This is a genomic window from Bradyrhizobium sp. SZCCHNPS1003 (assembly GCF_032381555.1).
In the GTDB taxonomy this organism is placed as follows: domain Bacteria; phylum Pseudomonadota; class Alphaproteobacteria; order Rhizobiales; family Xanthobacteraceae; genus Bradyrhizobium.
Map to the genome: position 1 here is coordinate 314,530 of NZ_JAUHIU010000003.1, position 26,122 is coordinate 340,651.

The 26,122-nt window shown below is 66.1% G+C and carries 22 protein-coding genes; 8 read left to right on the forward strand and 14 right to left on the reverse strand.

The features are described 5' to 3' along the window. Positions 1-9: 9 nt before the first annotated feature. Positions 10-942, reverse strand: a complete 933-nt coding sequence (locus QX126_RS07355; RefSeq protein WP_315780183.1) for an MBL fold metallo-hydrolase — start codon at positions 940-942, stop codon at positions 10-12. 84 nt (positions 943-1,026) lie between these two features. Between QX126_RS07355 and QX126_RS07360 the strand changes: the two genes are divergently transcribed. The 4 genes from QX126_RS07360 to QX126_RS07375 all read left to right on the forward strand — a co-directional run bounded on the left by QX126_RS07360 (position 1,027) and on the right by QX126_RS07375 (position 5,029). After that, positions 1,027-1,980 (forward strand): LysR family transcriptional regulator, encoded by a 954-nt coding sequence (locus QX126_RS07360; protein ID WP_315738214.1) that lies wholly within the window; start codon positions 1,027-1,029, stop codon positions 1,978-1,980. A gap of 232 nt (positions 1,981-2,212) precedes the next feature. After that, the gene (gene glp, locus QX126_RS07365) at positions 2,213-3,424 is read left to right on the forward strand and encodes a gephyrin-like molybdotransferase Glp (protein ID WP_315780185.1); all 1,212 of its coding nucleotides are present in this window, start codon (positions 2,213-2,215) and stop codon (positions 3,422-3,424) included. 206 nt (positions 3,425-3,630) lie between these two features. Beyond that, entirely contained in the window at positions 3,631-4,329 is a 699-nt protein-coding gene (lexA, locus tag QX126_RS07370) for a transcriptional repressor LexA (RefSeq protein WP_172109545.1), read from the forward strand. Positions 4,330-4,588: 259 nt separating this feature from the next. Beyond that, positions 4,589-5,029, forward strand: a complete 441-nt coding sequence (locus QX126_RS07375) for a hypothetical protein (RefSeq protein WP_315775027.1) — start codon at positions 4,589-4,591, stop codon at positions 5,027-5,029. Between the two features lie 394 nt (positions 5,030-5,423). Here QX126_RS07375 and QX126_RS07380 read toward each other — a convergent pair whose 3' ends face one another. Continuing rightward, positions 5,424-7,715 carry a ComEC/Rec2 family competence protein gene (locus QX126_RS07380; RefSeq protein WP_315780187.1) on the reverse strand — a complete coding sequence of 764 codons (2,292 nt, stop codon included), beginning with the start codon at positions 7,713-7,715 and terminating at the stop codon, positions 5,424-5,426. Positions 7,716-7,854: 139 nt separating this feature from the next. On the opposite strand from QX126_RS07380, the gene QX126_RS07385 reads away from it, so the two are divergent. Then, positions 7,855-8,067, forward strand: a complete 213-nt coding sequence (locus tag QX126_RS07385) for a hypothetical protein (protein WP_315738219.1) — start codon at positions 7,855-7,857, stop codon at positions 8,065-8,067. Positions 8,068-8,088: 21 nt separating this feature from the next. Here QX126_RS07385 and QX126_RS07390 read toward each other — a convergent pair whose 3' ends face one another. Further along, complete coding sequence (locus QX126_RS07390) at positions 8,089-9,777, reverse strand: glutamine--tRNA ligase/YqeY domain fusion protein (protein WP_315780189.1); 1,689 nt, start codon at positions 9,775-9,777, stop codon at positions 8,089-8,091. Positions 9,778-9,913: 136 nt separating this feature from the next. On the opposite strand from QX126_RS07390, the gene gltX reads away from it, so the two are divergent. Together gltX and gltA are read left to right on the forward strand one after the other, a co-directional pair. Further along, positions 9,914-11,338, forward strand: a complete 1,425-nt coding sequence (gltX, locus tag QX126_RS07395; RefSeq protein ID WP_315780191.1) for a glutamate--tRNA ligase — start codon at positions 9,914-9,916, stop codon at positions 11,336-11,338. A 303-nt stretch (positions 11,339-11,641) separates the two neighbouring features. Next, complete coding sequence (gene gltA, locus QX126_RS07400) at positions 11,642-12,946, forward strand: citrate synthase (RefSeq protein WP_315738222.1); 1,305 nt, start codon at positions 11,642-11,644, stop codon at positions 12,944-12,946. Between the two features lie 108 nt (positions 12,947-13,054). Here gltA and QX126_RS07405 read toward each other — a convergent pair whose 3' ends face one another. After that, the gene (locus QX126_RS07405; RefSeq protein WP_315780193.1) at positions 13,055-13,420 is read right to left on the reverse strand and encodes a response regulator; all 366 of its coding nucleotides are present in this window, start codon (positions 13,418-13,420) and stop codon (positions 13,055-13,057) included. Between the two features lie 136 nt (positions 13,421-13,556). Between QX126_RS07405 and QX126_RS07410 the strand changes: the two genes are divergently transcribed. Then, positions 13,557-14,795 carry a GAF domain-containing sensor histidine kinase gene (locus tag QX126_RS07410; protein WP_315780195.1) on the forward strand — a complete coding sequence of 413 codons (1,239 nt, stop codon included), beginning with the start codon at positions 13,557-13,559 and terminating at the stop codon, positions 14,793-14,795. Here QX126_RS07410 and lpxB read toward each other — a convergent pair whose 3' ends face one another. The 10 genes from lpxB to QX126_RS07460 all read right to left on the reverse strand — a co-directional run bounded on the left by lpxB (position 14,796) and on the right by QX126_RS07460 (position 26,122). Continuing rightward, a complete protein-coding gene (gene lpxB / locus QX126_RS07415; RefSeq protein ID WP_315780196.1) occupies positions 14,796-15,953 on the reverse strand; it encodes a lipid-A-disaccharide synthase in 1,158 nt (385 codons plus the stop codon). It lies immediately after the preceding gene. Positions 15,954-15,979: 26 nt separating this feature from the next. Continuing rightward, positions 15,980-16,837: an LpxI family protein gene (locus QX126_RS07420; protein ID WP_315780313.1), complete on the reverse strand. Its 858-nt coding sequence runs from the start codon at positions 16,835-16,837 to the stop codon at positions 15,980-15,982. Positions 16,838-16,842: 5 nt separating this feature from the next. Beyond that, on the reverse strand, positions 16,843-17,652 hold the full coding sequence (lpxA, locus tag QX126_RS07425) for an acyl-ACP--UDP-N-acetylglucosamine O-acyltransferase (protein ID WP_315780198.1): 810 nt from the start codon (positions 17,650-17,652) through the stop codon (positions 16,843-16,845). A gap of 29 nt (positions 17,653-17,681) precedes the next feature. Further along, a complete protein-coding gene (gene fabZ, locus QX126_RS07430; RefSeq protein WP_315775037.1) occupies positions 17,682-18,140 on the reverse strand; it encodes a 3-hydroxyacyl-ACP dehydratase FabZ in 459 nt (152 codons plus the stop codon). After that, positions 18,140-19,207 carry a UDP-3-O-(3-hydroxymyristoyl)glucosamine N-acyltransferase gene (lpxD, locus tag QX126_RS07435; RefSeq protein WP_315780200.1) on the reverse strand — a complete coding sequence of 356 codons (1,068 nt, stop codon included), beginning with the start codon at positions 19,205-19,207 and terminating at the stop codon, positions 18,140-18,142. Before lpxD ends, fabZ begins: the two co-directional genes overlap by 1 nt. A gap of 117 nt (positions 19,208-19,324) precedes the next feature. Next, on the reverse strand, positions 19,325-21,871 hold the full coding sequence (gene bamA / locus QX126_RS07440; protein WP_315738228.1) for an outer membrane protein assembly factor BamA: 2,547 nt from the start codon (positions 21,869-21,871) through the stop codon (positions 19,325-19,327). Positions 21,872-22,045: 174 nt separating this feature from the next. Next, entirely contained in the window at positions 22,046-23,197 is a 1,152-nt protein-coding gene (gene rseP, locus QX126_RS07445; protein ID WP_315780202.1) for an RIP metalloprotease RseP, read from the reverse strand. Between the two features lie 39 nt (positions 23,198-23,236). Then, on the reverse strand, positions 23,237-24,460 hold the full coding sequence (dxr, locus tag QX126_RS07450; RefSeq protein WP_315780205.1) for a 1-deoxy-D-xylulose-5-phosphate reductoisomerase: 1,224 nt from the start codon (positions 24,458-24,460) through the stop codon (positions 23,237-23,239). A 40-nt stretch (positions 24,461-24,500) separates the two neighbouring features. Beyond that, positions 24,501-25,367 carry a phosphatidate cytidylyltransferase gene (locus QX126_RS07455; RefSeq protein ID WP_315780207.1) on the reverse strand — a complete coding sequence of 289 codons (867 nt, stop codon included), beginning with the start codon at positions 25,365-25,367 and terminating at the stop codon, positions 24,501-24,503. Beyond that, the gene (locus QX126_RS07460) at positions 25,364-26,122 is read right to left on the reverse strand and encodes an isoprenyl transferase (RefSeq protein WP_315780209.1); all 759 of its coding nucleotides are present in this window, start codon (positions 26,120-26,122) and stop codon (positions 25,364-25,366) included. Before QX126_RS07460 ends, QX126_RS07455 begins: the two co-directional genes overlap by 4 nt.

Genomic DNA, 26,122 nt, shown 5'->3' on the forward strand with positions numbered 1-26,122 from the left:
CACCTCGGATCAGGCGAACTGCCACGCGAACCGGTCGCCGTCGCGGCTGATCCGCCCGGCCGAGGACTCGGCGAAGTGGGTCGTGAACACGAGGGAGCCGGTCTCGGCGGCATGGTTCATCGCCCATCGGCGTGAGGTCCGCGCCGCATCCGGAAATTCGCAATAGACCGAGTTCCAATCCGGACGCGCGACCTGCAGCGGATGATGCATCACATCGCCCCAGAACAGCGCGCGCTCGCCGCGCGAGGTGAGACTGATGCAGGCGTGATCGATGCTGTGACCAGGGCTCGGCAGATAGCGGAAGCCATCCACGACCTCGCTGCCATCGACCGTGATCTCACGCGCGAGGCCGGCCTCGACGATCGGCAGCACGCTGTCTTCGTAGACCCCTGGCAGCGGCGGATGCAGCATGCGACCGAGACCGGCCGCATCCCTGATCGCGGCATCCGAGCCGTCAGCGGCCGACAGTGCCGCCAGATAGGCGCGCTCGCGGCCCGAGAAAACGTACCGGGCGTTCGGAAACACCGGCGTCCAACGGCCATCGGCAAGCTGCGTATTCCACCCCACATGATCCGCGTGCAGATGCGTCATCAGGACGAGATCGACATCGCCAGGGGCGACGCCGGCCGCCCGCAGCCGGTCGAGAAACGGCTCGTTCAAGCGATGCAGAACTGCTGCGCCGGGCCGCTCCTTGTCATTGCCGGTGGCCGTGTCGATCAGGACCACCCGCTCCGGCGTCCGCACCAGCCAGCTATGGATGCTCAGGCGCAACGATCCCGTGTGCGGATCGACCGATCCCGGCCCCACCTGGCCTCGTTCCCGAACGATGCTGTCTGCTTCTACGCCCGGAAACAAAAACTCGCCCTCGACCGCATCGAGGCCGATCTCGAAGATCTTGGTGATGGTGGCGTCTCCGACGCGATAGGTCGTGATGTCCTGCATGTCTGGCGGCCTCGATCCGAACGGTGGTCTTGTCTGGGCCGAGATCTAGGACTAGGTCATACATTCCTCAAATCGATCCAGCTCATGCAGTCCATCGATCACTTCGATCTTCGCTCCTTCGACCTCAATCTGCTGGTCGCGTTCGACGCGCTCATGCAGGAGCGCAGCGTGACGCGCGCGGCCGCACGCCTCAAGGTGGGTCAGCCTGCGATGAGCCATACGCTGTCGACGCTTCGCGTGCTGCTGCAGGACGAGCTGTTCGTCCGCGTCGGCGCCGTCATGCAGCCGACGCCAAAGGCTGCGGTGCTCGCCGGGCCGGTTCGGGCGGCGCTGGGGCAGATGCAGGCAGCGCTGCATGCCGCACCGGAGTTCGACCCGGCGACCGAGCAGCGCACCATCCGCCTGGGATTTTCAAGTGAGGTCGAGCTGCTGCTGATCCCCGAGCTCACCGCGGTGCTCCGTCGAACGGCGCCCGGCGTGCGGCTTCTCAGCCGGCCGACCGAGCGCAACGAAGTGCATCGCCTGCTCGACGACGGAGCCTTGGATGTCGCGGTCGGCTGCTTCGACGCCGTCGCACAGCGGCACAGATCCCAGCTCCTGTTCGAGCAGGCGCTGAGCTGCGTCTACAATCCAAAGCGCATCGCGATGAAAACGCCGATCAGCCTCGCCGACTATCTGTCGCTTCCGCACGCGCTGGTGACGCTGACCAACAGCCTGCAGGGCTGTCTGGAGGCGGCGCTGGATGAGATCGGGACCGAGCTCAACGTGGTCTCAGCCTCCTCGGAATTCCTCAGCGTGCTGGCGACGGTCGCCGCATCACCGGTGATCACGACGATACCGACCAGGATGGCAAAGCTCTACGGGCCGCGATTTGGGCTGACGCTCTGTCCCGCGCCGTTGAAGCTGCGGCTGCCGGCCGTCTCGATGGTCTGGCCGCTGCAGCTCGATCGTGATGCAGCATCGGTCTGGCTGCGGAACATGGTGGCGGATATCCTGCACACGACCGAGCGCGCCGCCTGTCGCGCGGCTGCTGGATAGAACGCGGGGCGGGAGCTAATCGGAACGGCGCATCGGCCAACGCCTTGGCACTGCGGTCGACCTTCTGCGCACTGATTGCAGGGTTTCTCGCGCGATCGTGAGGCAGCGGCCCGGACGCGGCCAACATCAGACGGTCAGAACGCAGGGAGCGGCCTAGGCCCTTGGCCGCGCTGTGCGCGTTCGGTTAGAAGGCGACTCATTCGATCTGCCGTCTCCGTCCGAAGGAACTCTCATGGCCCTGATGCCGGTGTCCGATGCGTTGTCCGCCGTGCTCGCCGGCGCCGAGCCGCTGGCCGAGGAGCTGGTGACGCTGGACGAGGCCCATCACCGCATCCTGGCCCGCGACCTCGCGGCGCTGCGGACGCAGCCGCCCGAGGCGATGTCGGCGATGGACGGCTACGCCGTACGCGCGGCGGACGCAGCCCAGGCCAAGGTGCGGCTGAGGGTGATCGGCGAGGTCGCGGCGGGGCGGCCGTTCGATCGCGTGGTCGGACCCGGCGAGGCGGCGCGCATCTTCACTGGTGGCGTTGTCCCTGAGGGCGCCGACGCGGTGGTGATCCAGGAGGACACGATCGCCGAAGATGGCCACGTCGTCATCACCGAGGCCGCGATCAAGGGCCGGCACATTCGGCCCGCGGGCGTCGACTTCCACCAGGGCATGGTGCTGCTGAAGGCGGGCCGCCGGCTCAGCGACCGCGACCTGTCGCTGGCGGCCAGCATGAATCATCCGGCACTGCCGGTGCGGTGCCGGCCGAAGGTGGCGCTGCTCGCCACCGGCGACGAGCTCGTGATGCCGGGCTCGACGCCCGGCCCGGGCCAGATCGTCTATTCCAACGGCTACGCCCTGCGGGCGCTGGTGCGCAGCGAGGGCGCGACACCGATCGATCTCGGCATCGCCGCGGATACGATGGAGGCCACGGTCGCCGGGATCCGGCGGGCGCGCGAGGCCAAGGCCGACATCCTGATCACGACCGGCGGCGCCTCGGTCGGCGATCACGACCTCGTCAAGCAGGCGCTCGAAGCCGAGGGCATCGAGATGGCGTTCTGGAAGATCGCGATGCGGCCGGGCAAGCCGATGATGCACGGACGGCTCGGCGACATGAGGGTGATCGGACTGCCCGGCAATCCGGTGTCGTCCTATGTCTGCGCCATCCTGTTCCTGGTGCCGCTGATTCGGCGGCTGCTCGGCCGTGACGAAGCTCGCATGCCACGCGAGACCGCCCTGCTCGGCCGCGAGCTCGGGGCGAACGATTCGCGCGAGGACTATCTGCGGGCGCAGCTCGAAGAGCGCGCCGACGGCACCCTGATCGCAACGCCGGTGACGCAGCAGGATTCGTCGCTGCTCGGCAATCTCGCGCTCTCGCAGGCGCTGGTGATCCGGCGGGCGTATGCGCCGAAGGCCGCCGCCGGCAGCCCGTGCGAGATCCTGCGCCTGCCGAGCTAGGCCGTTTCCCCCGGCAAAGCCCGGTCCGTTCACTACAATTTAAGGATTGCGGAACACACATCGAACATATAGTGTCCGTTCATGATTTGTTTTTAGTATGTTGCGGGCGACGCGATGATGGTCCGACTCCAAGGCGCTCTCAGCCGGTTTGTGCTCAAGGCGCAGCTCCTGGACTCGGACGACAACAAACTGGGGACCAGGTCGAGATGCTGACGCGCAAACAGTACGAACTTCTGCGGTTCATCAACGAGCGGCTCAAGGAAGCCGGCGTGCCGCCGTCCTTCGACGAGATGAAGGATGCGCTCGATCTGCGCTCGAAGTCCGGCATTCATCGCCTGATCACGGCGCTCGAGGAGCGCGGCTTCATCCGCCGGCTGCCCAACCGCGCCCGCGCGATCGAGGTGATCAAGCTGCCCGAGCTGTCACAGGCCGCCAACAACCGCCGCGGCTTCACCCCATCGGTGATCGAGGGCAATCTCGGCAAGGTGCGCACCAGCACTCCCGCGCTGGACGATGGCGAGCGCCCCGTCGCAGTGCCGGTGATGGGCCGCATCGCCGCCGGTACCCCGATCGAGGCGCTACAGACGCGCAGCCACACCATCAGCGTGCCTGCCGACATGCTCGGCAACGGCGATCACTATGCGCTTGAGGTGCGCGGCGACTCCATGGTCGATGCCGGCATCCTCGACGGGGACATGGCGCTGATCCAGCGCAACGAGACCGCCGACACCGGCGACATCGTGGTAGCGCTGATCGACGATGAGGAAGCGACGTTGAAGCGCTTCCGCCGCCGCGGCGCATCGATCGCGCTGGAGCCGGCCAACACCGCCTACGAGGTGCGCATCCTGCCGCCCAACCGGGTGAAGATCCAAGGCAAGCTGGTCGGGCTGTATCGCAAGTACTGATCGCGGACGCGATCGGTCGATCGGCGGCGAGCGCACGCGCTTCTCCGCCGATCGAAATTGGTCACGCGCGAATGCACCTCAGGATGTGCAGCGCGGCATGCTCAAACGCTTGTGATCGCCCGCGGGCGCACGCGGTGCAGATCAGCGCAGAATTGCCGTGAAGCGCGCGCTAACATCACCATCGATGTCCACTCTGATAGAGGCCTGCGCCTGTCCGGGGGGAGCGTGGGTCGGCTATCTCTCAACGAGGAGCGATCCGATGTGTGACTACAGCCTCCATGCGGTTGCGTCCCGTCCCGCCAAGGTCGGCGAGACGTTGATCTCGACGACGTTTCGCGGCACCGCCACCCGCGGCTTCGCCCTCGAGAGCGAGCCGACCGTCGCAGTCTGCATGCTGCCCGGCACCGAGTTGGCATTTGTCGAGGACGTCCGCTACGACAGCCGCTGGCTCTGGACCCGGACGATCCGCGAGCGCGTCGCGAAGTTCAACAGCATCGAGACGCACATCCCCGATCGCCATCACGACGCGATCGAATTCGCCGACGGCCGCCACGTGCTGGTGACCCAGCTCTGCGAGGGCCAGCGCGTCACCGTGCTACAATTGCCGGTCAGCAAGCAGCCGGCCGAGCGCCGCCCGGGCATGGCGGAGGACGTTCCGGCTTCGCAGGCCACACCGATTCGCCGCATCAGCATCACCTGAGCGCCTGCGCGTCCGCATTTCTCTCGGTCATGAGCGAGCTTTCGGCCGGGGGAGATTTGGTTTCTGCAAGCGCAAGGTCCTTTCGGGCGAACCTCACGCTCCGGCATCGCATCGAATAGGAACGACATCCCTCGGCCGGCATTGTGTGCCGGGGGAGCTTGCCGCCGCGGTCAACAAGATCGATTGGAACAAGGCCGACCGGATCACCGAGCCCGGCCGCTACATGCTTCCGTTCGGATGGCTAACGGTCACGGTTGATGACATCGCCGTCTGGCAACGATATCCGGGCGCTGCGTTCACGCTGGTCGAAGGTCCCTCGCTGTTCGATGGACCCGACGCCACCGAGTATCATCTCAGCACGTTGTATCATCTCAGCACGTTCGAGCTCCGGCGCTCAATCCTGCTCGCCCTGCTCCGTCTCCGGCGGCGTCGCGTCCTGAAGCCGCGACACCGGCGCACGCGGCGTCAGCGTCGTGTCGAACTCGCCGGCCTCGGCGGGCGCCGGCCACCACGGGCGGTCGGTGCCGCCGGCGCGCACCGGCGTGACGGAGAAGCCGGTGCCCCGCTGCACCAGCATCAAGGCGCCCTGCTGCTGCAGGCGCTGGCGATCGATGACGGCCGCCGCGCAGGATGACGGCGCGGCGCGCGTGGTGACGATCAGCGCGGCACGGGCGCAATCATCGTCGAGCGCCTCGGCGCGCAGGGTCAAGGCGGCGAATCGGCCGTCGGCCATCGCGACCACGCAGCCCGCCTCGTCGCAGGAGACGCCATCGGCGAGCGATGAATCCGCCGGCAGCCGGGCATCGGCGTCGGCCGCGAGCCACTCCTTGGTGGCGAACACGTCCTTGCCGGTGCGCATCACATGCAGGCGTCCGTCACGACCGCGCACCGCCACCGCACGCCCATCGCCGGCGATCAGGACATCGGGCAGCGGCGTCGTGGCGGCCCACGCGGTGGCCACCACGAGCCCGACGGCACCCGACCAGCGCAGCGGTGTGCGCAGCAGGCCGATCAGGATGACGCCGAGGCTGGCCAGGATCAGCGGACCGATGCCGAAGCCCGGGATGCGCCCGACCGCGCCAGGCAGCGCCGCCACCCAGCGCGTCACCGCGATCATCCAGTCGATGCCGAGGCCCATCAGCGTCCACCAGGGACCGTCGAGCCCGAACGGCGCCGCCAGCAGGCCGAGCAGTCCGGCGGGCATCACCAGCACCGAAACCACCGGCATCGCCGCGAGATTGGCGAGCACGCCATAGGGCGTGACGCGATGGAAGTGGAACGCGGCATAGGGCGTGGTCGCAAGCCCCGCGATCAGCGAGGCCAGCAGCAGCATCGCAAGCTCGCGGCCGCCCCACAGCGCGATGCGCTGCGCCGTGGAGCTGTCCGGCGTCGCAAACAGTTTGGGCAGGCCGAACTGCACCAGCGCGACCAGGCCGAGCGTCGCCGCGAACGACATCTGGAAGCTCGGATGCACCAGCGCTTCGGGTGCCGCGATCAGCACGATCATCGCCGCGACCGCGAGCGTGCGGAAGGTGACGGCGCGGCGATCGACCGTGACCGCGATCAGCACCACGGCCGTCATGAAGAACGATCTCTGCGTCGCGACCTCCGCGCCCGACAGCAGCAGGTAGAACGCCGCCGCGACCAGCGCCGCCGCGGCCGCCCATTTCTTGATCGGATGGCTGATAGTGAGGCCGGGGATCAGCGCAAGCAGCGCGCGCACGGCGAAGAACACGACGCCGGCGACGACGGCCATGTGATAGCCTGAGATCGACAGCACGTGGCCGAGGCCGGAGACGAACATCGCATCGTTGACATCGGGCGTGATGGCGTCGCGCCGGCCGGTCAGCAGCGCGGTGGCGATGGCGCGCTCATCGCCCGTCAGGCGGGCGCGGATGCGTGCGTCGATCGCATCGCGCAGGCCCTGCATGGCCGCCGCATAGCCCAGGCCGAAGCCGGCGGCCTGCGGCGGCGTCGCCGTCGTGATCGCGCCCATCACGAAGCCGGAGGCGCCGATGCCCTGGAAGAACATGTCGCGCGCGAAGTCGTAGGATCCCGGCCGCACCGGGGCCATCGGCGGCAGCAGCCGCGCCTTGAGCTGCACGAAGCTGCCGACCTCGGGCGCCGTGCCCTTACGCACCGCGAGCCTGACACGCGCGATGGTGACGGCGTTGCGCGGGCTCTCCATCGCGGTGACGCGCAGCACGATCCGATCGCTGCGTTCGCGGATGTCGCGCGCCTCGACGAAGCCGGACAGCGCCACCGAATACAACGGCCGCGCCAGCACTGGATGAGCGACACGCGCCGTCTTGATGGTCGCCGCGGCAAAGCCGCACGCTGCAGCTGCGATCATCACGGCAGCCGGAAACATCCGATGCCGCCGCATCATGATGGCGACGATGCAGAGCAGCGCGGCGGTGGTGGCGGCAATCCAGAGCACCGGCTCGTGATCGGCGGTGAAGTACAGCGCGATGCCGGCCCCGAACGCCACCGGCACCCAGGGCAGCAGCCGGCCCGCCCCGGCCTCCTCGACCGCCCAGCTCTTCAGGCGGACGGCGAATGCCGACGACGCGCCGGCCCCGATCGCGGGCCAGCCGCCGGCCAGCGCGCCGCGCGGCGGCCAGACATCGGCCATCGCGCCCGCGATCCCGCGACGCCCTCCCGGCGGCCTGACCGGCTCCGCCATTGCCCACACCACCCGTTACTTCACGGGCATGGAGGCTAGCGAAACCACGGGGAATCCGACTAGCGGAACGGAACGAGAATCCAATCCCGGTGCCGGGAACGTCATTGGAACTTTCTGCACCGCACGGGCTTATGCGGGTATGGACCACCATGACAATGACGATCCCTTTGCCGACCTCGCGCTCGACACGGCGATCCACCTGCGCTGGACGTTGCGGGACATCAAGGCCCACCGGCTCACGCTCTCCCCCGTCGCCGACGATGATCTCTCGCTCCTCGCGGAGCGCGGCCTGGTCGAGGTCAGCGATGGCGTGCCAACGCTGACCGAGGCCGGCCTCGCAGCGATCAATTGAGCTGCGGCTGCGGTCCCCATCTCATCCCTTCGCGACCTCCTTCGCAAAGGTGTCGCGCAGGCCGATGGTGCGGTTGAACACGAGCTTGTCGGGCATCGAATCCGGATCGCGGACGAAGTAGCCCTGGCGCTCGAACTGCATCGGTGCGTCCGAATTGCTCTCGGCGATCGCCGGCTCGATGCGGGCGTCGATCAGGACCTCGAGTGAGTTGGGATTGAGATCGGCGGTGAAGTCGGCCGCATTGGGGCTCGGATTGGCGAACAGCTGGTTGTAGAGGCGGATCTCGGCGGTCAGCGACTGCGCAGCGGGCAGCCAGTGCATCGTCGCCTTGACCTTGCGTCCATCCGGCGCGTTGCCGCCCTTGGTCGCGGGATCATAGGTGCAACGCAGCTCGACGATCTCGCCGGCGTCGTTCTTGATGACGTCGCGGCACTTGATGAAATAGGCGTAGCGCAGCCGCACCTCGTTGCCCGGCGACAGCCGGAAGAACTTCTTCGGCGGGTTCTCCATGAAGTCGTCCTGCTCGATATAGAGCTCGCGGCCGAAGGCGATCCTGCGCGTGCCGGCTGCGGGATCGTCGGGGTGGTTGATCGCCTCGAGCTCCTCGACCTGGCCTTCCGGATAATTCTCGATCACCACCTTCAGCGGCCGCAGCACGGCCATCCGACGCAGCGCCGTGCGGTTCAGCTCCTCACGAATGCAGAATTCGAGCATGCCGACGTCGACGATGCTGTTGGCCTTGGCGATGCCGATGCGCTTGATGAACTCGCGCACCGCAGCCGGCGGCACGCCGCGCCGCTTCAGGCCGGCGATGGTCGGCATGCGTGGATCGTTCCAGCCTGAGACATGGCCGTCCTGCACCAGCCGCGTCAGCACGCGCTTCGACAGCAGCGTGTAGGTCAGGTTGAGCCGCGCGAACTCGTACTGGTGCGGATGCGACGGCACCGGCAGCTTGTCCAGGAACCAATCGTAGAGCGGCCGGTGGTCCTCGAACTCGAGCGTGCAGATCGAGTGCGTCACGCCCTCGATCGCGTCCGACTGCCCGTGGGCGTAGTCGTAGCTCGGATAGATCTTCCAGGCGTCGCCGGTGCGCGGGTGATGGGCGTGCATGATCCGGTACAGCACGGGGTCGCGCAGGTTGATGTTGCCGGCGGCCATGTCGATCTTGGCGCGCAGCACGCGCGCGCCGTTCGGGAATTCGCCGGCCTTCATGCGCCGGAACAGGTCGAGATTCTCCTCGACCGTGCGGTCGCGGAACGGGCTGTTCTTGCCGGGCTCGGTGAGCGTGCCGCGCGACAGGCGGATCTCCTCCTGCGACTGGTCGTCGACATAGGCGAGCCCGGCCTTGATCAGCCCTTCCGCCCAATCGTAGAGCCGCTCGAAATAATCCGAAGCGAAGAACAGGTTGTCGCCCCAGTCATAGCCGAGCCAGCGCACGTCGGCCTGGATGGAATCGATATATTCCTGCTCTTCCTTGGTCGGATTGGTGTCATCGAAGCGCAGATTGCAGCGGCCGCCGAACTCCTGGGCAATGCCGAAGTTGAGACCGATCGACTTGGCATGGCCGATATGCAGGTAGCCGTTCGGCTCCGGCGGGAACCGGGTGACGATCGTCTTGTGCCTGCCGCTGTCGAGATCGGCCTGGACGATGTCGCGGATGAAGTCGCGCCCTGCCTCTGCCGTCGTCGCCGTGTCTGTCGTCGTGGTCATCAAGAATATCCTGCTCCGGAATTTGGCAGCCTATCTGCCAAATCCGCTTCCCCCAAGGAAGGCTTTAGTTATGCGATAGGCCTGCTATACACCCCCCGCCCTTCATAGCCCCTGCCTGGATTTCGTGCTGCCGCCCATGACCTCCCCGATCGTCACGCGCTTTGCCCCCTCCCCGACCGGCTTTCTCCACATCGGAGGCGCCCGGACGGCCCTGTTCAACTGGCTGTATGCGCGGGGCCGCGGCGGCAAGATGCTGCTGCGGATCGAGGACACCGACCGTGAGCGCTCGACCACGGCGGCCATCGACGCCATCCTGGACGGCCTGAAATGGCTCGAGCTCGATTGGGACGGCGAGGTCATCTACCAATATAGCCGCGCCGCGCGCCATCGCGAGGTCGCCGAGCAACTGCTCGCCAGCGGCATGGCGTATCGCTGCTATGCCACCGCCGAGGAGCTGGCCGCGATGCGCGAAAAGGCGCGCGCGGAAGGCCGCACCCGGCTCTATGACGGCATGTGGCGCGACCGCGATCCAAAGGAGGCGCCCGAAGGCGTCAAGCCGACGATCCGGCTGCGCGCGCCGCTGACCGGCGAGACCGTGATCGAGGACCAGGTGCAGGGCCGCGTGGTCTGGCAGAACGAGAACCTCGACGACCTCGTGCTGCTGCGAGGCGATGGCAATCCGACCTACATGCTGGCGGTGGTCGTGGACGACCACGACATGGGCGTCACCCACGTCATCCGCGGCGACGACCATCTGATCAACGCCGCGCGCCAGAAGCAGATCTACGATGCGCTCGGCTGGACGGTGCCGTCGATGTCGCACATCCCGCTGATTCACGGGCCCGACGGCTCGAAGCTGTCGAAGCGCCACGGTGCGCTCGGCGTCGACGCCTACCGTGCGATGGGATATCTGCCGTCGGCACTGCGCAATTACCTGGTGCGGCTCGGCTGGAGCCATGGCGACCAGGAGATCTTTTCGACCGAGGAGATGATCAAGGCGTTCGACCTGCCGGCGATCGGCCGCTCGGCGGCGCGGTTCGACTTCGCCAAGCTCGAGAACCTCAACGGCCACTATATCCGCCACAGCGACGATGCGGCGCTGGTGCGCCAGTTCGAGGACGTGCTGAATTACGTGCCGAACGGCGCGGCTCTCAAGGCCAAGCTCAACGACGCCACGCGCGCGCAGCTCACCCAGGCGATGCCCAGCCTCAAGGAGCGCGCCAAGACGCTCTTGGAGCTGATCGACGGCGCCGCCTTCATCTTTGCCGACCGGCCGCTTCCGATCGACGCCAAGGCCGCCGCCCTGCTGACGCCGGACAGCCGTGCCTTGATCGGCCGGCTGCATGAGGCGCTGGCCGCTGTCGAGTCCTGGAGCGGACCGGCCACGGAAGCCGCGCTGCGTGCGTTTGCTGAAGCCAACAATCTCAAGCTGGGCGCGGTGGCGCAGCCGCTGCGCGCGGCGCTCACCGGCCGAACCACCTCACCCGGTATTTTCGACGTTCTGGCGATCCTGGGGCGTGATGAATCCTTGGGCCGTCTGGAGGACCAGACCACCTCATAAGGTCGCATTGCTCCCCATCTTGCAGCGCACAGGGCAATACGATACGCATTTGCGCGGCACCCACTGGTTTTCCCGGCTCGGACATTCTTCATACGTTGCGGCGGGCTCGTTGACGGATGTTAGGGCCGAAGGACACTAGTAAGTATAAGATTCCAGTACGGTTTCGGATTTGACCCTCGCTTAAGCTGTTGGCAGCGACAGTGACGCGAATGTCAAAGCCACCGCACTAGATAAAGTCCACCTGCCCTGCCATCTCTCAAAAAGAACAAGGGCCAAGCCTAACGATCTCATCGGGGACAAACGATGGACGCAAAATCCGCAAGCAAGACCGCGACCCTCACCGTCGGCAACAAGAATTTCGATCTTCCGATCCTGAGCGGCACCGTGGGTCCCGACGTCATCGACATCGGCAAGCTCTACGCCCAGACCGGGATGTTCACCTATGACCCCGGCTTCACCTCGACCGGCAGCTGCCAGTCCAAGATCACCTATATCGACGGCGACGCCGGCGTCCTGGAATACCGCGGCTACCCGATCGAGCAGCTCGCCGAGAAGGGCGACTTCCTGGAAACCTGCTATCTGCTGCTGTACGGGGAGCTTCCGACCAAGGCCCAGAAGCAGGATTTCGACTATCGCGTGACCCATCACACGATGGTGCACGAGCAGATGTCGCGCTTCTTCCACGGCTTCCGCCGTGACGCGCATCCGATGGCGGTCATGGTCGCTTCGGTCGGCGCGCTCGCCGCGTTCTATCACGACTCCACCGACATCAATGATCCGAAGCAGCGCATGATCGCGTCGATGCGGATGATCGCCAAGATCCCGACCCTGGCGGCGATGGCCTACAAATACACCATCGGCCAGCCCTTCGTTTATCCGAAGAACTCGCTCTCCTTCGCCGAGAACTTCCTGAACATGTGCTTCGCGGTGCCGTGCGAGGAGTACAAGCCGAACCCGGTTCTCGCCGACGCGCTCGACAAGATCTTCATCCTGCACGCCGACCACGAGCAGAACGCCTCGACCTCGACGGTGCGCATCGCCGGCTCCTCGGGCGCCAACCCGTTTGCCTGCATCGCCGCCGGCATCGCCTGCCTGTGGGGTCCGGCACACGGCGGCGCCAACGAGGCGGCACTAAACATGCTGGCCGAGATCGGCACCGTCGACAAGATCCCGGACTTCATCGCCAAGGTGAAGGACAAGAACAGCGACGTGCGCCTGATGGGCTTCGGCCATCGCGTCTACAAGAACTACGACCCGCGCGCCAAGATCATGCAGAAGATGTGTCACGCGGTGCTCAAGGAGACGGGCCACGCCGACGATCAGATGCTCAAGGTCGCGATGGAGCTCGAGAAGATCGCGCTCAGCGATCAGTACTTCATCGAGCGCAAGCTCTATCCGAACGTCGACTTCTACTCGGGCATCACCCTGAAGGCGATGGGCTTCCCGGTGTCGATGTTCACGGTGCTGTTCGCCGTCGCCCGCACCGTCGGCTGGATCAGCCAGTGGAGCGAGATGATCGAGGATCCGCAACAGAAGATCGGCCGTCCGCGCCAGCTCTACACCGGCGTCACGACGCGCAACTATGTCGACATGGACAAGCGCGGCTGAGCCGCACCGCAGCGCAATTCCGCTCTCGAACGGCGCCGTCGATCCCGACGGCGCCGTTTCGTTTGTGAGGTCGCACCTTTCTAACTCGCGGCACCAGTCGGGAGTGCATCAGGCCAGCGCCTCGAGATGAGACCTGAGCTGCTCGGCCCCATATGGCTTGGCAAGGAAGCGCGCGCCCGACGGCAATTCCGAAGGGGTCACCTGACCTGACGTCACCAGGAGCGCAACCGGGGGCCAGCGGTCCCTGATGACGGCGACCAACCGAAGGCCGTCCATCGAACCGGGCATTTGGATATCCGTGAAAACGACCGATACACGGTCACATCGCTCGAGAAGCGAAATGGCCTGATCGGCGTCAACGGCCTCGATGACTTCGAAACCGAGGTCTCTGATCATGTCGACAGCGTTGGCGCGGATCAGCCCCTCGTCCTCAACGACCAGAACTGTTTTTCTTGTGAGCCGACCGCGGGACACTCTGTCTCCTGTCCAATGTCATTCAATCGCACGACGATCATTTTGTTCCGGCGAACGTTCCGGGGCTCAATGCGTTGAACGGTGCAAATTGAAGACACGACTTGCATCCTGGATCGGGGACCAGCTCGAGCATACGATGACGACCAATCCCAACTCGGACGTCGATGCTGTCCAGCAGCTCGACGCCGTTCCCAAAATTCTGGACTCGGTGAGCAGGATCACCGGGATGGGATTCGTTGCGGTCGCGCGCGTGACCTCGGATCGATGGGTCTGTTGTGCGGTCCGCGACGACATCAATTTCGGCCTGAAAGAGGGCGGCGAGCTGCGCGTCAAGACGACGATCTGCAGCGAGGTCCGGGAGCGAGGCGAAGCTGTCGTCATCTGTGACGTCGAGACGGATCGCATGTTTCGCGATCACCCGACGCCAAAGCTCTACGGCTTTCGCAGCTACATCTCCGCTCCGATCACCCTGTCCGACGGGACCATCTGGGGCACCCTGTGTGCGATCGATCCAGCGCCGCGCGAGCTGGACCGGCCCGAAATCGTCAGCACGTTTCAGCTGTTCGGGGAGTTGATCGCGGCCCAGCTGGAGCTTCATCAGCGCTTCGCGCTCAGTCAGGCCAGCCTCGGCCTCAGCGAGAAGAGCCGGTTTTCGACCGAGCAACGGCTCAAGATCACCGAGGCCGATCTGCTCGACGAGCGCCGGACCGCCGAGCTGAGAGAGCAATTCATCGGCGTTCTCGGCCATGACCTCCGCAATCCACTGGCCTCGATCGACGCCGGAATGCGCGTGCTGCTGCGCAACCAGGACAGCGCCAGAGCGCCCGAGATCATTTCCATGATTCAGAAATCAGTCATGCGCATGGCCGGACTGGTCGACAACATCATGGATTTCGCCCGGGGGCGCCTCGGCGGCGGCCTGACGATCAAGCCCGACGCGCGGCAACCGTTGGCGCCGGTGATCGAGCAGGTCGTCTCCGAGATCCGGCTGGCTTGGCCCGATCACGAGATCGAGACCCGGATCAACATCGCGGAGCCGGTCAAATGCGACCGCAGCAAGATCGGACAATTGTTCTCGAACCTGCTCGGCAATGCCATCTCCTACGGCGACAAGGACAAGCCGATCCAAGTCTCCGCAACGACGAGCGAGGGCTGTTTCGTGCTGGATGTCACCAATCACGGGCCGCCGATCTCGAACAAGGCGATGCAGAATCTGTTCAAGCCCTATATGCGCGGCGAGCGTCCAAGCCAGCATGGTCTCGGGCTTGGACTCTACATCGCTTCCGAGATTGCGCGAGCGCATGACGGCACGCTGCAGGCCACCTCGACCGAGGACAGAACGACCTTCGAATTCAAGATGCCGCTTCAGGCCTGATCAGCGCCGCCCGCTGCGCATCGTCGCCAGCACGATGTCGGCCGCGCGCACGCTCGGCGAGGCCGCGCCCGTGGACATGATCGCGTCGAGGCGATCGAATGCCTCGACCTGGCGCGCTCGTATCGGACCGTCGCCCAGGAGATCGGCGAGAACGGGCGCGAGATTGTCGGCGGTGCAGGCTTCCTGAAGGAATTCCGGAATGACGTTCTCGCCGATCACGAGATTGGCGAGAATGACCGATTGCACGTTGACGACTCGCCGGAGAATGAACGCCTCGATCTCGCCGACGCGATACGCCGTCACCATCGGCACGCCGGACAGCGCGAGCTCCAGGGTCACCGTGCCGGACTTGGCGAGCGCGGCGCGCGCGCGCCTGAAGGCTGCCCGCTTCTCGGCCTCGCCCGTGACGATCTCCGGAGCGAGCGGCCAGTTCGCGATCCCTGCCCGCACCGCGGCTTCGAGATGCGGCGTGGTGGGCAGCACGGCTTCGAAGGCCAGGTTTTGGGCGCGCAGCCGCGCCAATGTCTCGCCGAACACGGCGATGTGGCGCGCGACCTCGCTGCGCCGGCTGCCGGGAAGCACCAGCAGAACGGGAGGGTCGGCATCCCGGCGCGCCTGCTCTGCCGCATTGGGGCGCAGGTTGGCGAGCTGCTCGATCAGGGGATGGCCGACATAGGTGCAGGGCGGACCATTGAGCCTTCGGAACGCCTCCGGCTCGAATGGCAGCAGGCCCAGCACGTGATCGACGTAGCCGCGCATCGCGCGCGCCCGGCCCGGGCGCCACGCCCATACGGTCGGTGCGACGTAGTTCACGATCGGAATCTCGGGATCGCGCGCGTGAACCCGCTTCGCCACGCGCTGGGTGAAATCGGGACTGTCAATGATGACGAGCACGTCGGGCTGGGCCGCAACGATCGCGTCAACCGTGCCGCGGATCAGGCCGAGGATCTTGGGCAGTTGCTTCAGCACCGCCGCGAAGCCGACGATCGAGAGCTCCTCGATCGGAAACAGCGAGGCGAGCCCCTCGCGTGTCATGCCGCGGCCGCCGACGCCGGAGAATTCGACGCCGTCGCCGAGCCGCTGGCGCAGCACCTTCATCAGGCTGGCGCCGAGGCGATCCCCGGACTCTTCGGTCGCGACCAGGCAGATCCTGCGCATGGCCGCGCCTGCCAGAGGCCGCGCCGTCACGCAGTGACGCCCGTGATGAACACGCCTGCCCGATCGGCGGCAGCCACTGTCTCCTGGGGATCGGCGAGCAGCGTATAGGCGGCCGCGACGGCGACTCCGGCGAGACCCGCGGCTGAAAGCCCCTCGACGGTGCGCGGGCCGATGGTCGGCAGGTCGTAGCGAAGATCCTGGCCGGCCTTGGGCGCCTTCACCAGCACGCCGCGCCCGGCCGCAGCACGAATGCGGCGATCGGCACGCAGCCGCGCCACGCGGGCCAGCAGCCCGTCGGTGCCCTCGATGTCCTCGAGCGCAACGACGTGGCCGTCGATCACGATCACCGCCTGCCCGACATCGAACGGCGCCATCGCGCGCAGCACGGCGAGCCCCTTGGCGATGTCACCGGTCACCAGATCGTTGGGCCCGCTCCGCGTCAGCCGCCCTTCGGGCACGAGCAGATTGGGGGCGACGTCCTTGACGCCGATCATGTGAAAGCCGTGGCGCTCGAAGATGCGGCCAACGCCGGACAGCAGATGGTCGTCGCCGCCACGAAAGGCCGACCAGATGTAGGGCAGCTCGCGCAGCGTGCCCCAGTCGAAACGGATCTCCGACACCGCCGGACGAACGAGGTTGCCGATGAACATCAGGTCACGGACACCCTCGGCCTTGAGCAGCTTCAGGGCATTGCCGAGCTGGCCGAGGCCGATCCAGTGATGCCGGAAACGCGCCAGCGGCTTCGGATCGCAGATGCCCTTCAGGGCGAACAGCACCGGCGTCCGGCCGCGCGCGACGATCTCGTCGGCGACCGCAAAGGGCAGCACCCCGCCCGCGGCGATCATGCCGATCGGCGGCGTGGTCTCGGCGGCCGGCGTCCCCATCGCGCTCAAGGCTCGATCGTCGGCCTGCCGATCTCGGGCAGGCACAAGGCGCGATGTCGACCGCCGTCGATGAAGGCGAGGATCTCGGCAATGGCGGGATCCTCGCCGGCGAGCGGCCGCACCGCCGCGAGGCGGTCGGCGAACACGCCGGGACCGTGGAACAGCTTCTGGTAGAAGGCACGCACCGTGGCGAGGCGCTCGCGGGTGAACTTGCGGCGCTTCATGCCGATCACGTTGAGGCCTTCGAGGGCGGCATACTGACCGTTGACCAGGCCATACGGAATGATATCGCCGCGCACGCCGCAGACGCCGCCGACCATCACGCCATGGCCGATGCGGGTGAACTGATGCACCGCCGAGAGACCGCCGATGTAGACGGAATCGCCGACCTCGACATGGCCGCCGAGCGTGGCCGAGGTCGCGAAGATCACGTTGTCGCCGACGACGCAATCGTGGGCGACATGGGCATTGTTCATGAAGAACCCGGCATTGCCGACCTTGGTCAGGCCGCCGCCCTTGGTGGTGCCGATGTTCATCGTCACGCCTTCGCGGAAGGTGCAGCCGGAGCCGATCTCAAGCCGATGCGGCTCGCCGCGATAGCTGAGATCCTGCGGCGCGCCGCCGAGCACGACGAAGGGCGAGATCACGTTGTCGTCGCCGAGCGTGGTGTGGCCCATGATCTGGACGTGGCTGATCAGTCTGCAGTTCGACCCGATCACGACGTTGGGGCCGACGATGCAGTAAGGACCGATCACGGTCCCCTCACCGATGACGGCGCCATCCTCGACGCGTGCGGTGGGATCAATCTTGCTCATGTCGACGCAATCAACTTTCTACCAGCCCGTCAGTCGGTCAGCATCGCGCCGACATCGGCCTCGGCGACGACGACGCCGTCGACCTTGGCATCGCCGTGGAACCACCACATCGTCTTGCGCCGGCCGATCGAGCGCATGTGGTACTCGATGGTCTGGCCGGGCAGCACCGGCTTGCGGAACTTGCACTTGTCGATGGTGAGGAAATACACCGCGCGCGGCTTTTCCGTGCCCTCGACCGACTTGATGCCGATCACGCCGGCGGTCTGGGCCATGCCCTCGATCATCAGCACGCCCGGATAGACCGGCCGCTCCGGAAAGTGTCCCTGGAAGCAGGGCTCGCCGATCGAGACGTTCTTGACGCCGATGCCGCTGTAGTCGGCCCGGATGTTCTTCACGCGGTCGATCAGGAGAAATGGATAACGATGCGGCAGCGTCTTGAGAATCTCGTTGATGTCGACGTCCGCAAACTTGATGGGTGACTCCTCCATCACTCCCGTCCTTCGTCCCTGTTCATCGCGGTCGAATCCCGCACCAGCCGTTCCACCGCAACGATCTCGCGGAACCACTGCTTGGTCGGCTTGGCGAAGAAACCGCCCCACCGGCCGTTCGGCGGAATGTCGTCCTTGACGCCGCTCATCGCGGTCACCTGCGCACCATCGCCGATCGTCAGGTGATTGTTGATGCCAACCTTCGCCCCGAGCGCGACGTTGTCGCCGATCGTGAGACTTCCTGCCAGCCCGATCTGGGCCGCCAGCAGGCAATGCCGCCCGATTGTGACATTGTGGCCAATCTGCACCTGGTTGTCGATCTTGGTGCCTTCGCCGATGACCGTGTCGCGCAGGCTGCCCCGATCGATCGTCGTGCCGGCGCCGACCTCGACATGGTTCTGGATCAGAACCCGCCCGGTCTGCGGCACCTTGGTGTGCCCGTCCGCGCCGAAGAAGATGAAGCCGTAGCCGTCCTGGCCGATGCTGCAGCCGGGATGGATCAGAACGTCATTGCCGATCAGCGCGCACTGAATGACGGTGCGGGCGCCGACATTGCAGTCGCGACCGATCTTGACGTGGGGGCCAATCACGGCACCCGCACCAACGATGGTCCCCGAGCCGATCTCGACATGGGCGCCGATCACCGCCAGCGGCTCGACGATGACGCCGTCCTCCAGCCGCGCGGTGGGATCGATGATGGCTTGGGGCGAGATTCCGTCGTCGCCGAACCAGGGCTGCGGCCGCAGTGCGTCGGCATGGAACTCACGCGCGAGCAGCACGAAGGCGCGGAACGGCTGATTGGCGCGGAGCACTGCGACATGGGACGGCACGCGCGCCTCGAATCGCGGACTGACCAGGCAGGCGCCCGCTTTGGTCCCGGCGAGCTGGTCGGCGTATTTGAGGTTGTCGAAGAACGCCAGATGCATCGGGCCGGCCTCGTCGAGCGACGCCAGTCCCTTGACGACCTGCTCGCCGCGGGATGGGTCGACCAGGGTGGCCTTGGCGGCGGCGGCGATCGCCGCCAGGGTCGTGGGCGGCGGCGATTGGAAGAAGGTCGGCTGGGCCATTCCGTCGTACTCTCAAGACAAAAAGTCAGAGCCCGGCTCCGGTGTCCCGGAACCGAGCTCCTATTTCTTACACCGGCGAGGTTGGTCGATGCCAACCCGGATTCGATCGGCCCAGGCTCAGAACGAGGTACCGCCGCCGAACCGGAATTCCTGCGTCCGGTCGAACTGACCCTTGGTGAGCGGGATCGCGTAGTCGAAGCGCAGCGGACCGAACGGCGACGCCCACACCAGACCCACGCCGACCGAGGTCCGAACCTTGTTCTGGTCATCGAACTGCAGACCAAGGCAGGTGCCGGCGTTGTTCGGGTTGCGCGTCGGCTTGATACAGCCGGGGGTATTAACCTCGCCCGTCGCAGCCCAGGACGTCGGCCCCTGATAGCCCCACAGGCCGCCGGCGTCGGCGTAAACGGCACCCTTCAGACCAGTTTCCTTGGGCAGGAACCAGAACGGCATCTGCAGTTCGAGCGAAGCGCCCCAGTACTTGGTGCCGCCCAGCGCGTCCTGCGTGCCGAACGGATTGATATCGCGCGGACCAATGCCGTTCGGAGCGAAGCCGCGAACCAGGTTCGGACCCATCTGGAAGTGATCGAGCATGCGCAGCTGCGTATTGCCGATCTTGTTCAGGATGCCGCCCTGGAGGTGGACGATGCTGACGATGTCCGACACCAGCGGGGTGAAGTACTTCGCATCGAACGCGGTCTTCAGGTACGACACGTCGCCGCCGACGCCCGCGAAGTCCTGCTTGAAGTCGACCAGCAGGCCGTCGGTCGGGTTCTTGTTGTTGTCGAGCGTGTTGTAATTCAGCGTGTAGCCGAGCGCCGAGGTCAGCGTTGCGCCCTTCGCCAGCTCCTGACGGACCGGCAGCGACGCCTCGCCATTGGCGAAGCAGCCCAGGCCGTTATTGCCGGTCGGATCGACGCCGCCATTGGCGTTGATGAAGGCCGGGGTCGGGTTGAACGGCACGAAGCGGTTGCCGATCAGGGTGCCGGCGGCCAAGTTGTTACAGTCCGACAGCGTCGCCGGCAGTGAGATCTCCTGGCGGTAGATCGAATAGCGCAGCTGCAGCGACAGATCCTCACGCAGCTGGAAGCCGAGGCGCGGGCTGAAGCCGAGCGTCTTGGTGCCGTAGGAGATGAAGTTGTTGGCGAGCTGCTGGCGCTGGTAGAGGTCGAGGCCGAGCGCGACCCGGTAGTCGAGCAGATAGGGCTCGACGAAGGACAGCGAGTAGCCGCGGGCGAACTGGCCGTAGGTCACCGACGCCTTGGCGAACAGGCCGCGGCCGAGGAAGTTACGCTCGGAGATCGAGACCTCGGCAAGCGCACCGTCTGTGGTCGAATAACCGCCGGAGATCGAGAAGTCGCCGGTCGACTTCTCTTCCAGGATGACGTTCAGGACCACGCGGTCGCTCGAAGAGCCCGGCTCGGTCACGATCTTCACGTCCTTGAAGAAGTCGAGGTTCTTCAGGCGGCGCTCGGCACGGTCGACCAGGGCGCGATTGTAGGCGTCGCCCTCGGAGATGTCGAACTCGCGGCGAATGACGTAGTCGCGGGTGCGGGTGTTGCCGCGAATGTTGATGCGCTCGATATAGGTGCGCGGGCCCTCGTCGACGGCGAAGACGACCGACACGGTGTGGGCCTCGAAGTTGCGATCGCCGCGCGGACGGACCACCGCGAACGCGTAGCCGCGCCGCGAGGCCTCGATCTGCATTTCCTCGACCGACTTCTCGATGTTCTCGACGTTGTAGAGCGAACCGACGCTGACGCGCGAATAGCCGCGCAGCGTGGTGGCGTCGAGCGTTGCGATCGACGACTGGAAGTCGACCGAACCGACCCGGTACTGCTGGCCTTCCTCGATCTTGAAGGTCACGAGGAAACCCTTGCGCTCCGGATCGTACTCGCTGAGCGCAGCCACGACCTGCACGTCGGCATAGCCGTTCTTCAGGTAGAAGCGGCGAATCAGGTCGCGGTCGGCCTCGACACGGTCCGGATCGTAGACGTCGCCCGAGCCGAGGAAGCTCAGGAGGTTGGTCTCGCGGGTCTTGATGACGTCCTTGAGGCGATAGGACGAGAAGGCGTTGTTGCCGACGAACTCGATCGACTTCACGCCGGTCTTGGCACCTTCCTCGACCGTGAAGATCAGGTCGACGCGGTTGTTCGGCTGCTCGATCATTTCCGGCGTGACGCGCACGTCGTAACGGCCCGAGCGGCGGTAGATCTCCGCGATGCGCTGGGCGTCGGACTGCACCATCGGACGCGACAGCGTGCCGCGCGGCTTCGACTGCACTTCCGCCTGGAGCTGCTCGTCCTTGACCTTCTTGTTGCCCTCGAAAGCGACGCGGCCGATCACCGGGTTCTCGACGACCGTGACGATCAGGCGCCCACCCTGGCGATTGATCTTCACGTCGGAGAACAGGCCGGTCTCGATCAGCGCCTTGAGGCCGTCGTCGACCCGGCCGGCGTCGAGCGTCCCGCCGGGGCCCGGCTTGAAGTACGAGCGGATGGTCTCCAGCTCGACGCGGCGGTTACCGACCACTTCGATCGAGTTGACCGTCTGAGCCGCAGCTGGCGACGAAAGAACCACGCTCGCCAGCGGCAAAGCCACCGGTCCGGCGAACATGATAAAGGCGGCCGCCAAGCCCCCCCGCACCCGCAATCCGAACTTCATGCGCTACGCGCCCTTATATTCCGTTGCCGGTTCCGTACCCCTACGAACCCGACAGATTCCCATTTGTCGTTCGCTTGTAGCCAATTTGGACCCGACGGCAAACGCCGGATCTCTCTGAATTTTCAAATTCGTTTCAAAACGTTGCCCAACGGCCACGTCGTAAAAAAGCCGCGCTCAGGACCCGGCGAGGTGAAGGATATCGTTATAGGTTGCAAAGACCATGAGCATGAGGACCAGCCCGAGGCCGATTCGGAACCCCATCTCCTGCGCCCGCTCGGACAGCGGCCGACCGCGGACGGCCTCGACCCCATAGAACAACAGGTGCCCGCCATCGAGCAGCGGAACCGGGAACAGGTTCAGGAGCCCGATCGAGACCGAAAGCGTCGCGCACAGTTGCACAACGAACTGGAAGCCGAGGCTGGCCGCCTGCCCCGAGAGTTGTGCGATTCGGATCGGTCCGCCGACGTCGCCGGCACTCCCGGCGCCCGCGAACAGCGAGGCGATGAACTTGAAGGTCGTGGAGATGATGAACCAGACCTGCTCGAAGCCGATCTTGATCGATTCGAGGAACCCGACCGGGATCGACCGCGATTCGTCCGGCTTGGCGTTGTACTGGATGCCGAGCACGCCGATCCGGTGGCTGTTGCCGAACAGGTCCTTGACCTCCTTCAGCGCCGGCGTCGCCTTCAGGGTGAGTTCCGTGCCGTCACGCTTGATCAGGAAGGACAATTCCGTGCCGGCGCTGACCGAGACGACCCGCTGCATGTCGGCGAAGGTCTCGATCGCCCGGCCATCGATGGCAGCGATGACGTCACCGTCCTTGAAGCCGGCGGCGGCCGCGACGCTGTCCGACTGCACCGCATCGACCCGCGGGGTCGTGTTCGGCTTGCCGAAATACAGCGCCATGCCGGCGAAGATGATGACCGCCAGGATGAAGTTGGCGATCGGGCCGGCCGCGACGATCGCAGCGCGCTGGCCGACGGTCTTGTGGTGGAAGCTGTCGGCGCGCTCCTCAGCCGTCATCTTGGCGAGCACCTCGGCCGACGGCGTCGAGGCCTCGGATTCGTCGCCGAAGAACTTCACGTAGCCACCGAGCGGGATCGCCGAGATCTTCCAGCGGGTGTTGTGGCGGTCGTTGAAACCGATCAGTTCTGGGCCAAATCCGAGCGAAAACGTCAACACCTTCACGCCGGCCCAGCGCGCGATCAGGAAATGGCCGAGCTCATGGAAGAACACCACGATCGTCAGCACGAACAGGAACGGGACGATGTAGCCGAGAAGGCCATGGCTCAACGTATTGAAGATATGGTGGAAAAATTCCGACATCGATGACCTTCCCGATGGGCCAGTGGCCCGTCCAACCCTTTAAGATGCTTTTGCGGCGATTTGAGGCAAGAGGCCGGAGGCCCTTTTTCGCGCGTCATGGTCAATGGCGATGGCGTCGTCCGCCGAGGTCAACGGTGCCAGATTACCTGATCGGGTCCATGCTTCGAGGGTCGCCTCGACCAGTCGGGCAATGGCACCGAACCGGATATGACCAGCGATGAAGGCAGCGACAGCGACTTCGTTGGCCGCATTGAACACCGTCGTCGCGCCGCGCCCGGTGCGCAGCGAATCGTAGGCCAGCCGCAGACCGGGGAACCGCTCGAAGTCCGGCGCCTCGAAAGTCAGGGCGCCGATCTTGGCGAGATCGAGCCGGGCCGACGGGCCCTTGATACGCTCCGGCCAGCCAAGGCAGTGGGCGATCGGAATGCGCATGTCGGGCGCGCCGAGCTGCGCCACCACCGAGCGATCCGAGAACTCGACCATGCCATGGACGATGGACTGCGGGTGGACCAGGACGTCGATCTCGTCGGGCGAAAGCGCGAACAGGTAGGACGCCTCGATCACCTCGAGGCCCTTGTTCATCATCGAGGCCGAATCGATCGTGATCTTCTGGCCCATGCTCCAGTTCGGATGCTTCAGCGCCTGCGCCAAGGTCGCCTGCTCGATGTCACCAGCCGCCCAGGTGCGGAACGGACCGCCGGAGGCGGTGATGATCACCCGCACCAGCTCCTCGCGATTGCCCGAGGACAGCGCCTGGAACAGCGCGTTGTGTTCCGAATCGGCCGGCAGGATGCAGGCGCCGGCCCGGGCGGCCCGCTCCATGAAGAAGTCGCCGGCACAGACCAGGCATTCCTTGTTGGCGAGCGCCACGGTCGCGCCGCGGTCGACCGCGGCGAGCGCCGGCTTGAGGCCGGCGGCGCCGGAGACGGCCGCCATGACCCAGTCGGCGGGACGGGCTGCCGCCTCGATGATGGCGCTCTCCCCTGCCCCGCATTCGATCCCGGTGCCCGCCAGTGCGTCACGCAGCTCAACGAGCCCCGCCGGATCGGCCACCGCGACGAAGCGCGGGCTGAACTCCCGGGCCAGCTTCACCAGGCCCTGGACGTTGCTGTTGCCGGTCAGCGCCTCGACCCGGTAGCGCTCCGGCGCGCCGCGCACGAGATCCATGGTCGAATCGCCGATCGAGCCGGTGGCGCCGAGCACGGTGATGCTGCGCACCTCCGCGAGACCGGCCTTGTTGTTCCGCAATGGCACTGCGCTCATGTTCTCACCAAGCATCTCGACCGGTCAGCAGCGCTGCCGGTCACCAAACCAGAAGACCGCGGCCGACGCCATCGAGGCCGCCGCGCAGCAAACCGAGCAATGCGGCGACAACGATTGCCGCGACATAGCCGTCCAGGCGATCCATTAGGCCGCCATGGCCGGGAATGATGTGACTGGAGTCCTTGACCCCGAAGTGCCGCTTCACCGCAGATTCGAGCAGGTCGCCGAGCTGCGAGACCACCGACAGCGCCGCGGCCAACACGAGCATCGTCACCAGTCCGCCGGCGCCCGCCAACGACCAGCCGGCCGCGGCAGCAAGGCTGGCCGCGAAGCCGCCGATCGCGCCGGCCCAGGTCTTGTTCGGGCTGATCCGCGGCGCGAGCTTCGGCCCGCCGATGCTGCGGCCCGCAACGTAGCCGCCGATGTCGCTGGCCCATACGACCAGAAACACCAGCACCAGCGCATGCCATCCCTCGGCGGCATCGAAGCGCACCAGCACCGAGCCGAGCTCGGCAGCGGCGGCGTATGCGAAGCCGGCGGCCGCCCAGGCGCGGCGTCCCGCATCAGCCAGCGCCGTGACCACGACGAGGCCAAGAGCGAGCACGACGACGGCGAAGTCGATCAGGCCGAATGCGCAGCAAATGCCGGCAACGCCGATGGCCAGGGCTCCGGCCGTGCCGACGCTGGCCTTGCGGACCTCGCCCACCACCATCAGCCATTCGAGATACAGGCCGACCGCGACCACCGTGACCAGTGCGGTCCAGAATACGCCGCCGGCATAGGCGGCGCCGAGCGCCAGCGGCACCAGCACCAGCGCCGCCGCAACCCGCATCACCAGATTGCTGGGCGCAGCCTGCTTCGGCTGCCCGCCGGCGTCTCCCACGGCTGCGGTGTCCGGTTTGGTCACGAGGCGGTTTTCGCCACGAGGCCGCCGAAGCGGCGTTCACGCCGGCCGAACTCGGCGATCGCGCCCTCCAGCGCGGCCTTGTCGAAGTCGGGCCAATGGATCGGCACGAACACCAGCTCGCTATAGGCCGCCTGCCACATCAGGAAGTTCGACAGCCGCTGCTCACCGCTGGTGCGGATGATGAGATCGGGATCGGGAACATCGGGCGCATCGAGATGGGCACCGATCGCGTCGGCATCGATTGAGGACGGATCGCGCCGGCCCTCGGCGACCTCGCGCGCCAGAAGCTGGGCCGCGCGCGCGATCTCCTGGCGCGAGCCGTAGTTGAAGGCGACCACCAGCGTCAGCTTGGTGTTGCCCCGGGTCAGCTCCTCGGCTTCGCTCAGGAGCGCGCAGATATCGGTCTCGAGCCCGTCGCGCTCGCCGATCACCCGGACCCGAACGCCGTCGCGATGCAGGGTTGCGAGATCGTTGCGGATGAAGCGGCGCAGCAGGCCGAACAGATCGCCGATCTCGCTCGCCGGGCGTGACCAGTTCTCGGACGAAAACGAGAAGATGGTGAGATAGCGAATGCCGAGCTCAGGCGCGGCGCGCACCACGCGGCGCAGCGCCTCGACGCCGCGGCGATGCCCTTCCGCTCGCGGCAGCCCGCGCGCCGCAGCCCAGCGACCGTTGCCATCCATGATGATGGCAACGTGGGCCGGGCCGTCGGAGCGTTCCGGCGCCTCCGTCACGGGGGCCGCGGCATTGGACAT

Bases quoted from the DNA above. Each gene is read 5' to 3' on its own strand.
- gltX (WP_315780191.1), top strand. From the start codon at position 9,914: ATGACCTCCCCGATCGTCACGCGCTTTGCCCCCTCCCCGACCGGCTTT.
- fabZ (WP_315775037.1), bottom strand. From the start codon at position 18,140: ATGGAGGAGTCACCCATCAAGTTTGCGGACGTCGACATCAACGAGATT.
- QX126_RS07360 (WP_315738214.1), top strand. From the start codon at position 1,027: ATGCAGTCCATCGATCACTTCGATCTTCGCTCCTTCGACCTCAATCTG.
- bamA (WP_315738228.1), bottom strand. From the start codon at position 21,871: ATGAAGTTCGGATTGCGGGTGCGGGGGGGCTTGGCGGCCGCCTTTATC.
- lpxD (WP_315780200.1), bottom strand. From the start codon at position 19,207: ATGGCCCAGCCGACCTTCTTCCAATCGCCGCCGCCCACGACCCTGGCG.
- QX126_RS07390 (WP_315780189.1), bottom strand. From the start codon at position 9,777: ATGACCACGACGACAGACACGGCGACGACGGCAGAGGCAGGGCGCGAC.
- rseP (WP_315780202.1), bottom strand. From the start codon at position 23,197: ATGTCGGAATTTTTCCACCATATCTTCAATACGTTGAGCCATGGCCTT.
- QX126_RS07375 (WP_315775027.1), top strand. From the start codon at position 4,589: ATGTGTGACTACAGCCTCCATGCGGTTGCGTCCCGTCCCGCCAAGGTC.
- lexA (WP_172109545.1), top strand. From the start codon at position 3,631: ATGCTGACGCGCAAACAGTACGAACTTCTGCGGTTCATCAACGAGCGG.
- lpxB (WP_315780196.1), bottom strand. From the start codon at position 15,953: ATGCGCAGGATCTGCCTGGTCGCGACCGAAGAGTCCGGGGATCGCCTC.
- QX126_RS07410 (WP_315780195.1), top strand. From the start codon at position 13,557: ATGACGACCAATCCCAACTCGGACGTCGATGCTGTCCAGCAGCTCGAC.
- QX126_RS07460 (WP_315780209.1), bottom strand. From the start codon at position 26,122: ATGTCCAATGCCGCGGCCCCCGTGACGGAGGCGCCGGAACGCTCCGAC.
- gltA (WP_315738222.1), top strand. From the start codon at position 11,642: ATGGACGCAAAATCCGCAAGCAAGACCGCGACCCTCACCGTCGGCAAC.
- QX126_RS07420 (WP_315780313.1), bottom strand. From the start codon at position 16,837: ATGGGGACGCCGGCCGCCGAGACCACGCCGCCGATCGGCATGATCGCC.
- dxr (WP_315780205.1), bottom strand. From the start codon at position 24,460: ATGAGCGCAGTGCCATTGCGGAACAACAAGGCCGGTCTCGCGGAGGTG.
- QX126_RS07385 (WP_315738219.1), top strand. From the start codon at position 7,855: ATGGACCACCATGACAATGACGATCCCTTTGCCGACCTCGCGCTCGAC.
- QX126_RS07355 (WP_315780183.1), bottom strand. From the start codon at position 942: ATGCAGGACATCACGACCTATCGCGTCGGAGACGCCACCATCACCAAG.
- lpxA (WP_315780198.1), bottom strand. From the start codon at position 17,652: ATGAGCAAGATTGATCCCACCGCACGCGTCGAGGATGGCGCCGTCATC.
- glp (WP_315780185.1), top strand. From the start codon at position 2,213: ATGGCCCTGATGCCGGTGTCCGATGCGTTGTCCGCCGTGCTCGCCGGC.
- QX126_RS07380 (WP_315780187.1), bottom strand. From the start codon at position 7,715: ATGGCGGAGCCGGTCAGGCCGCCGGGAGGGCGTCGCGGGATCGCGGGC.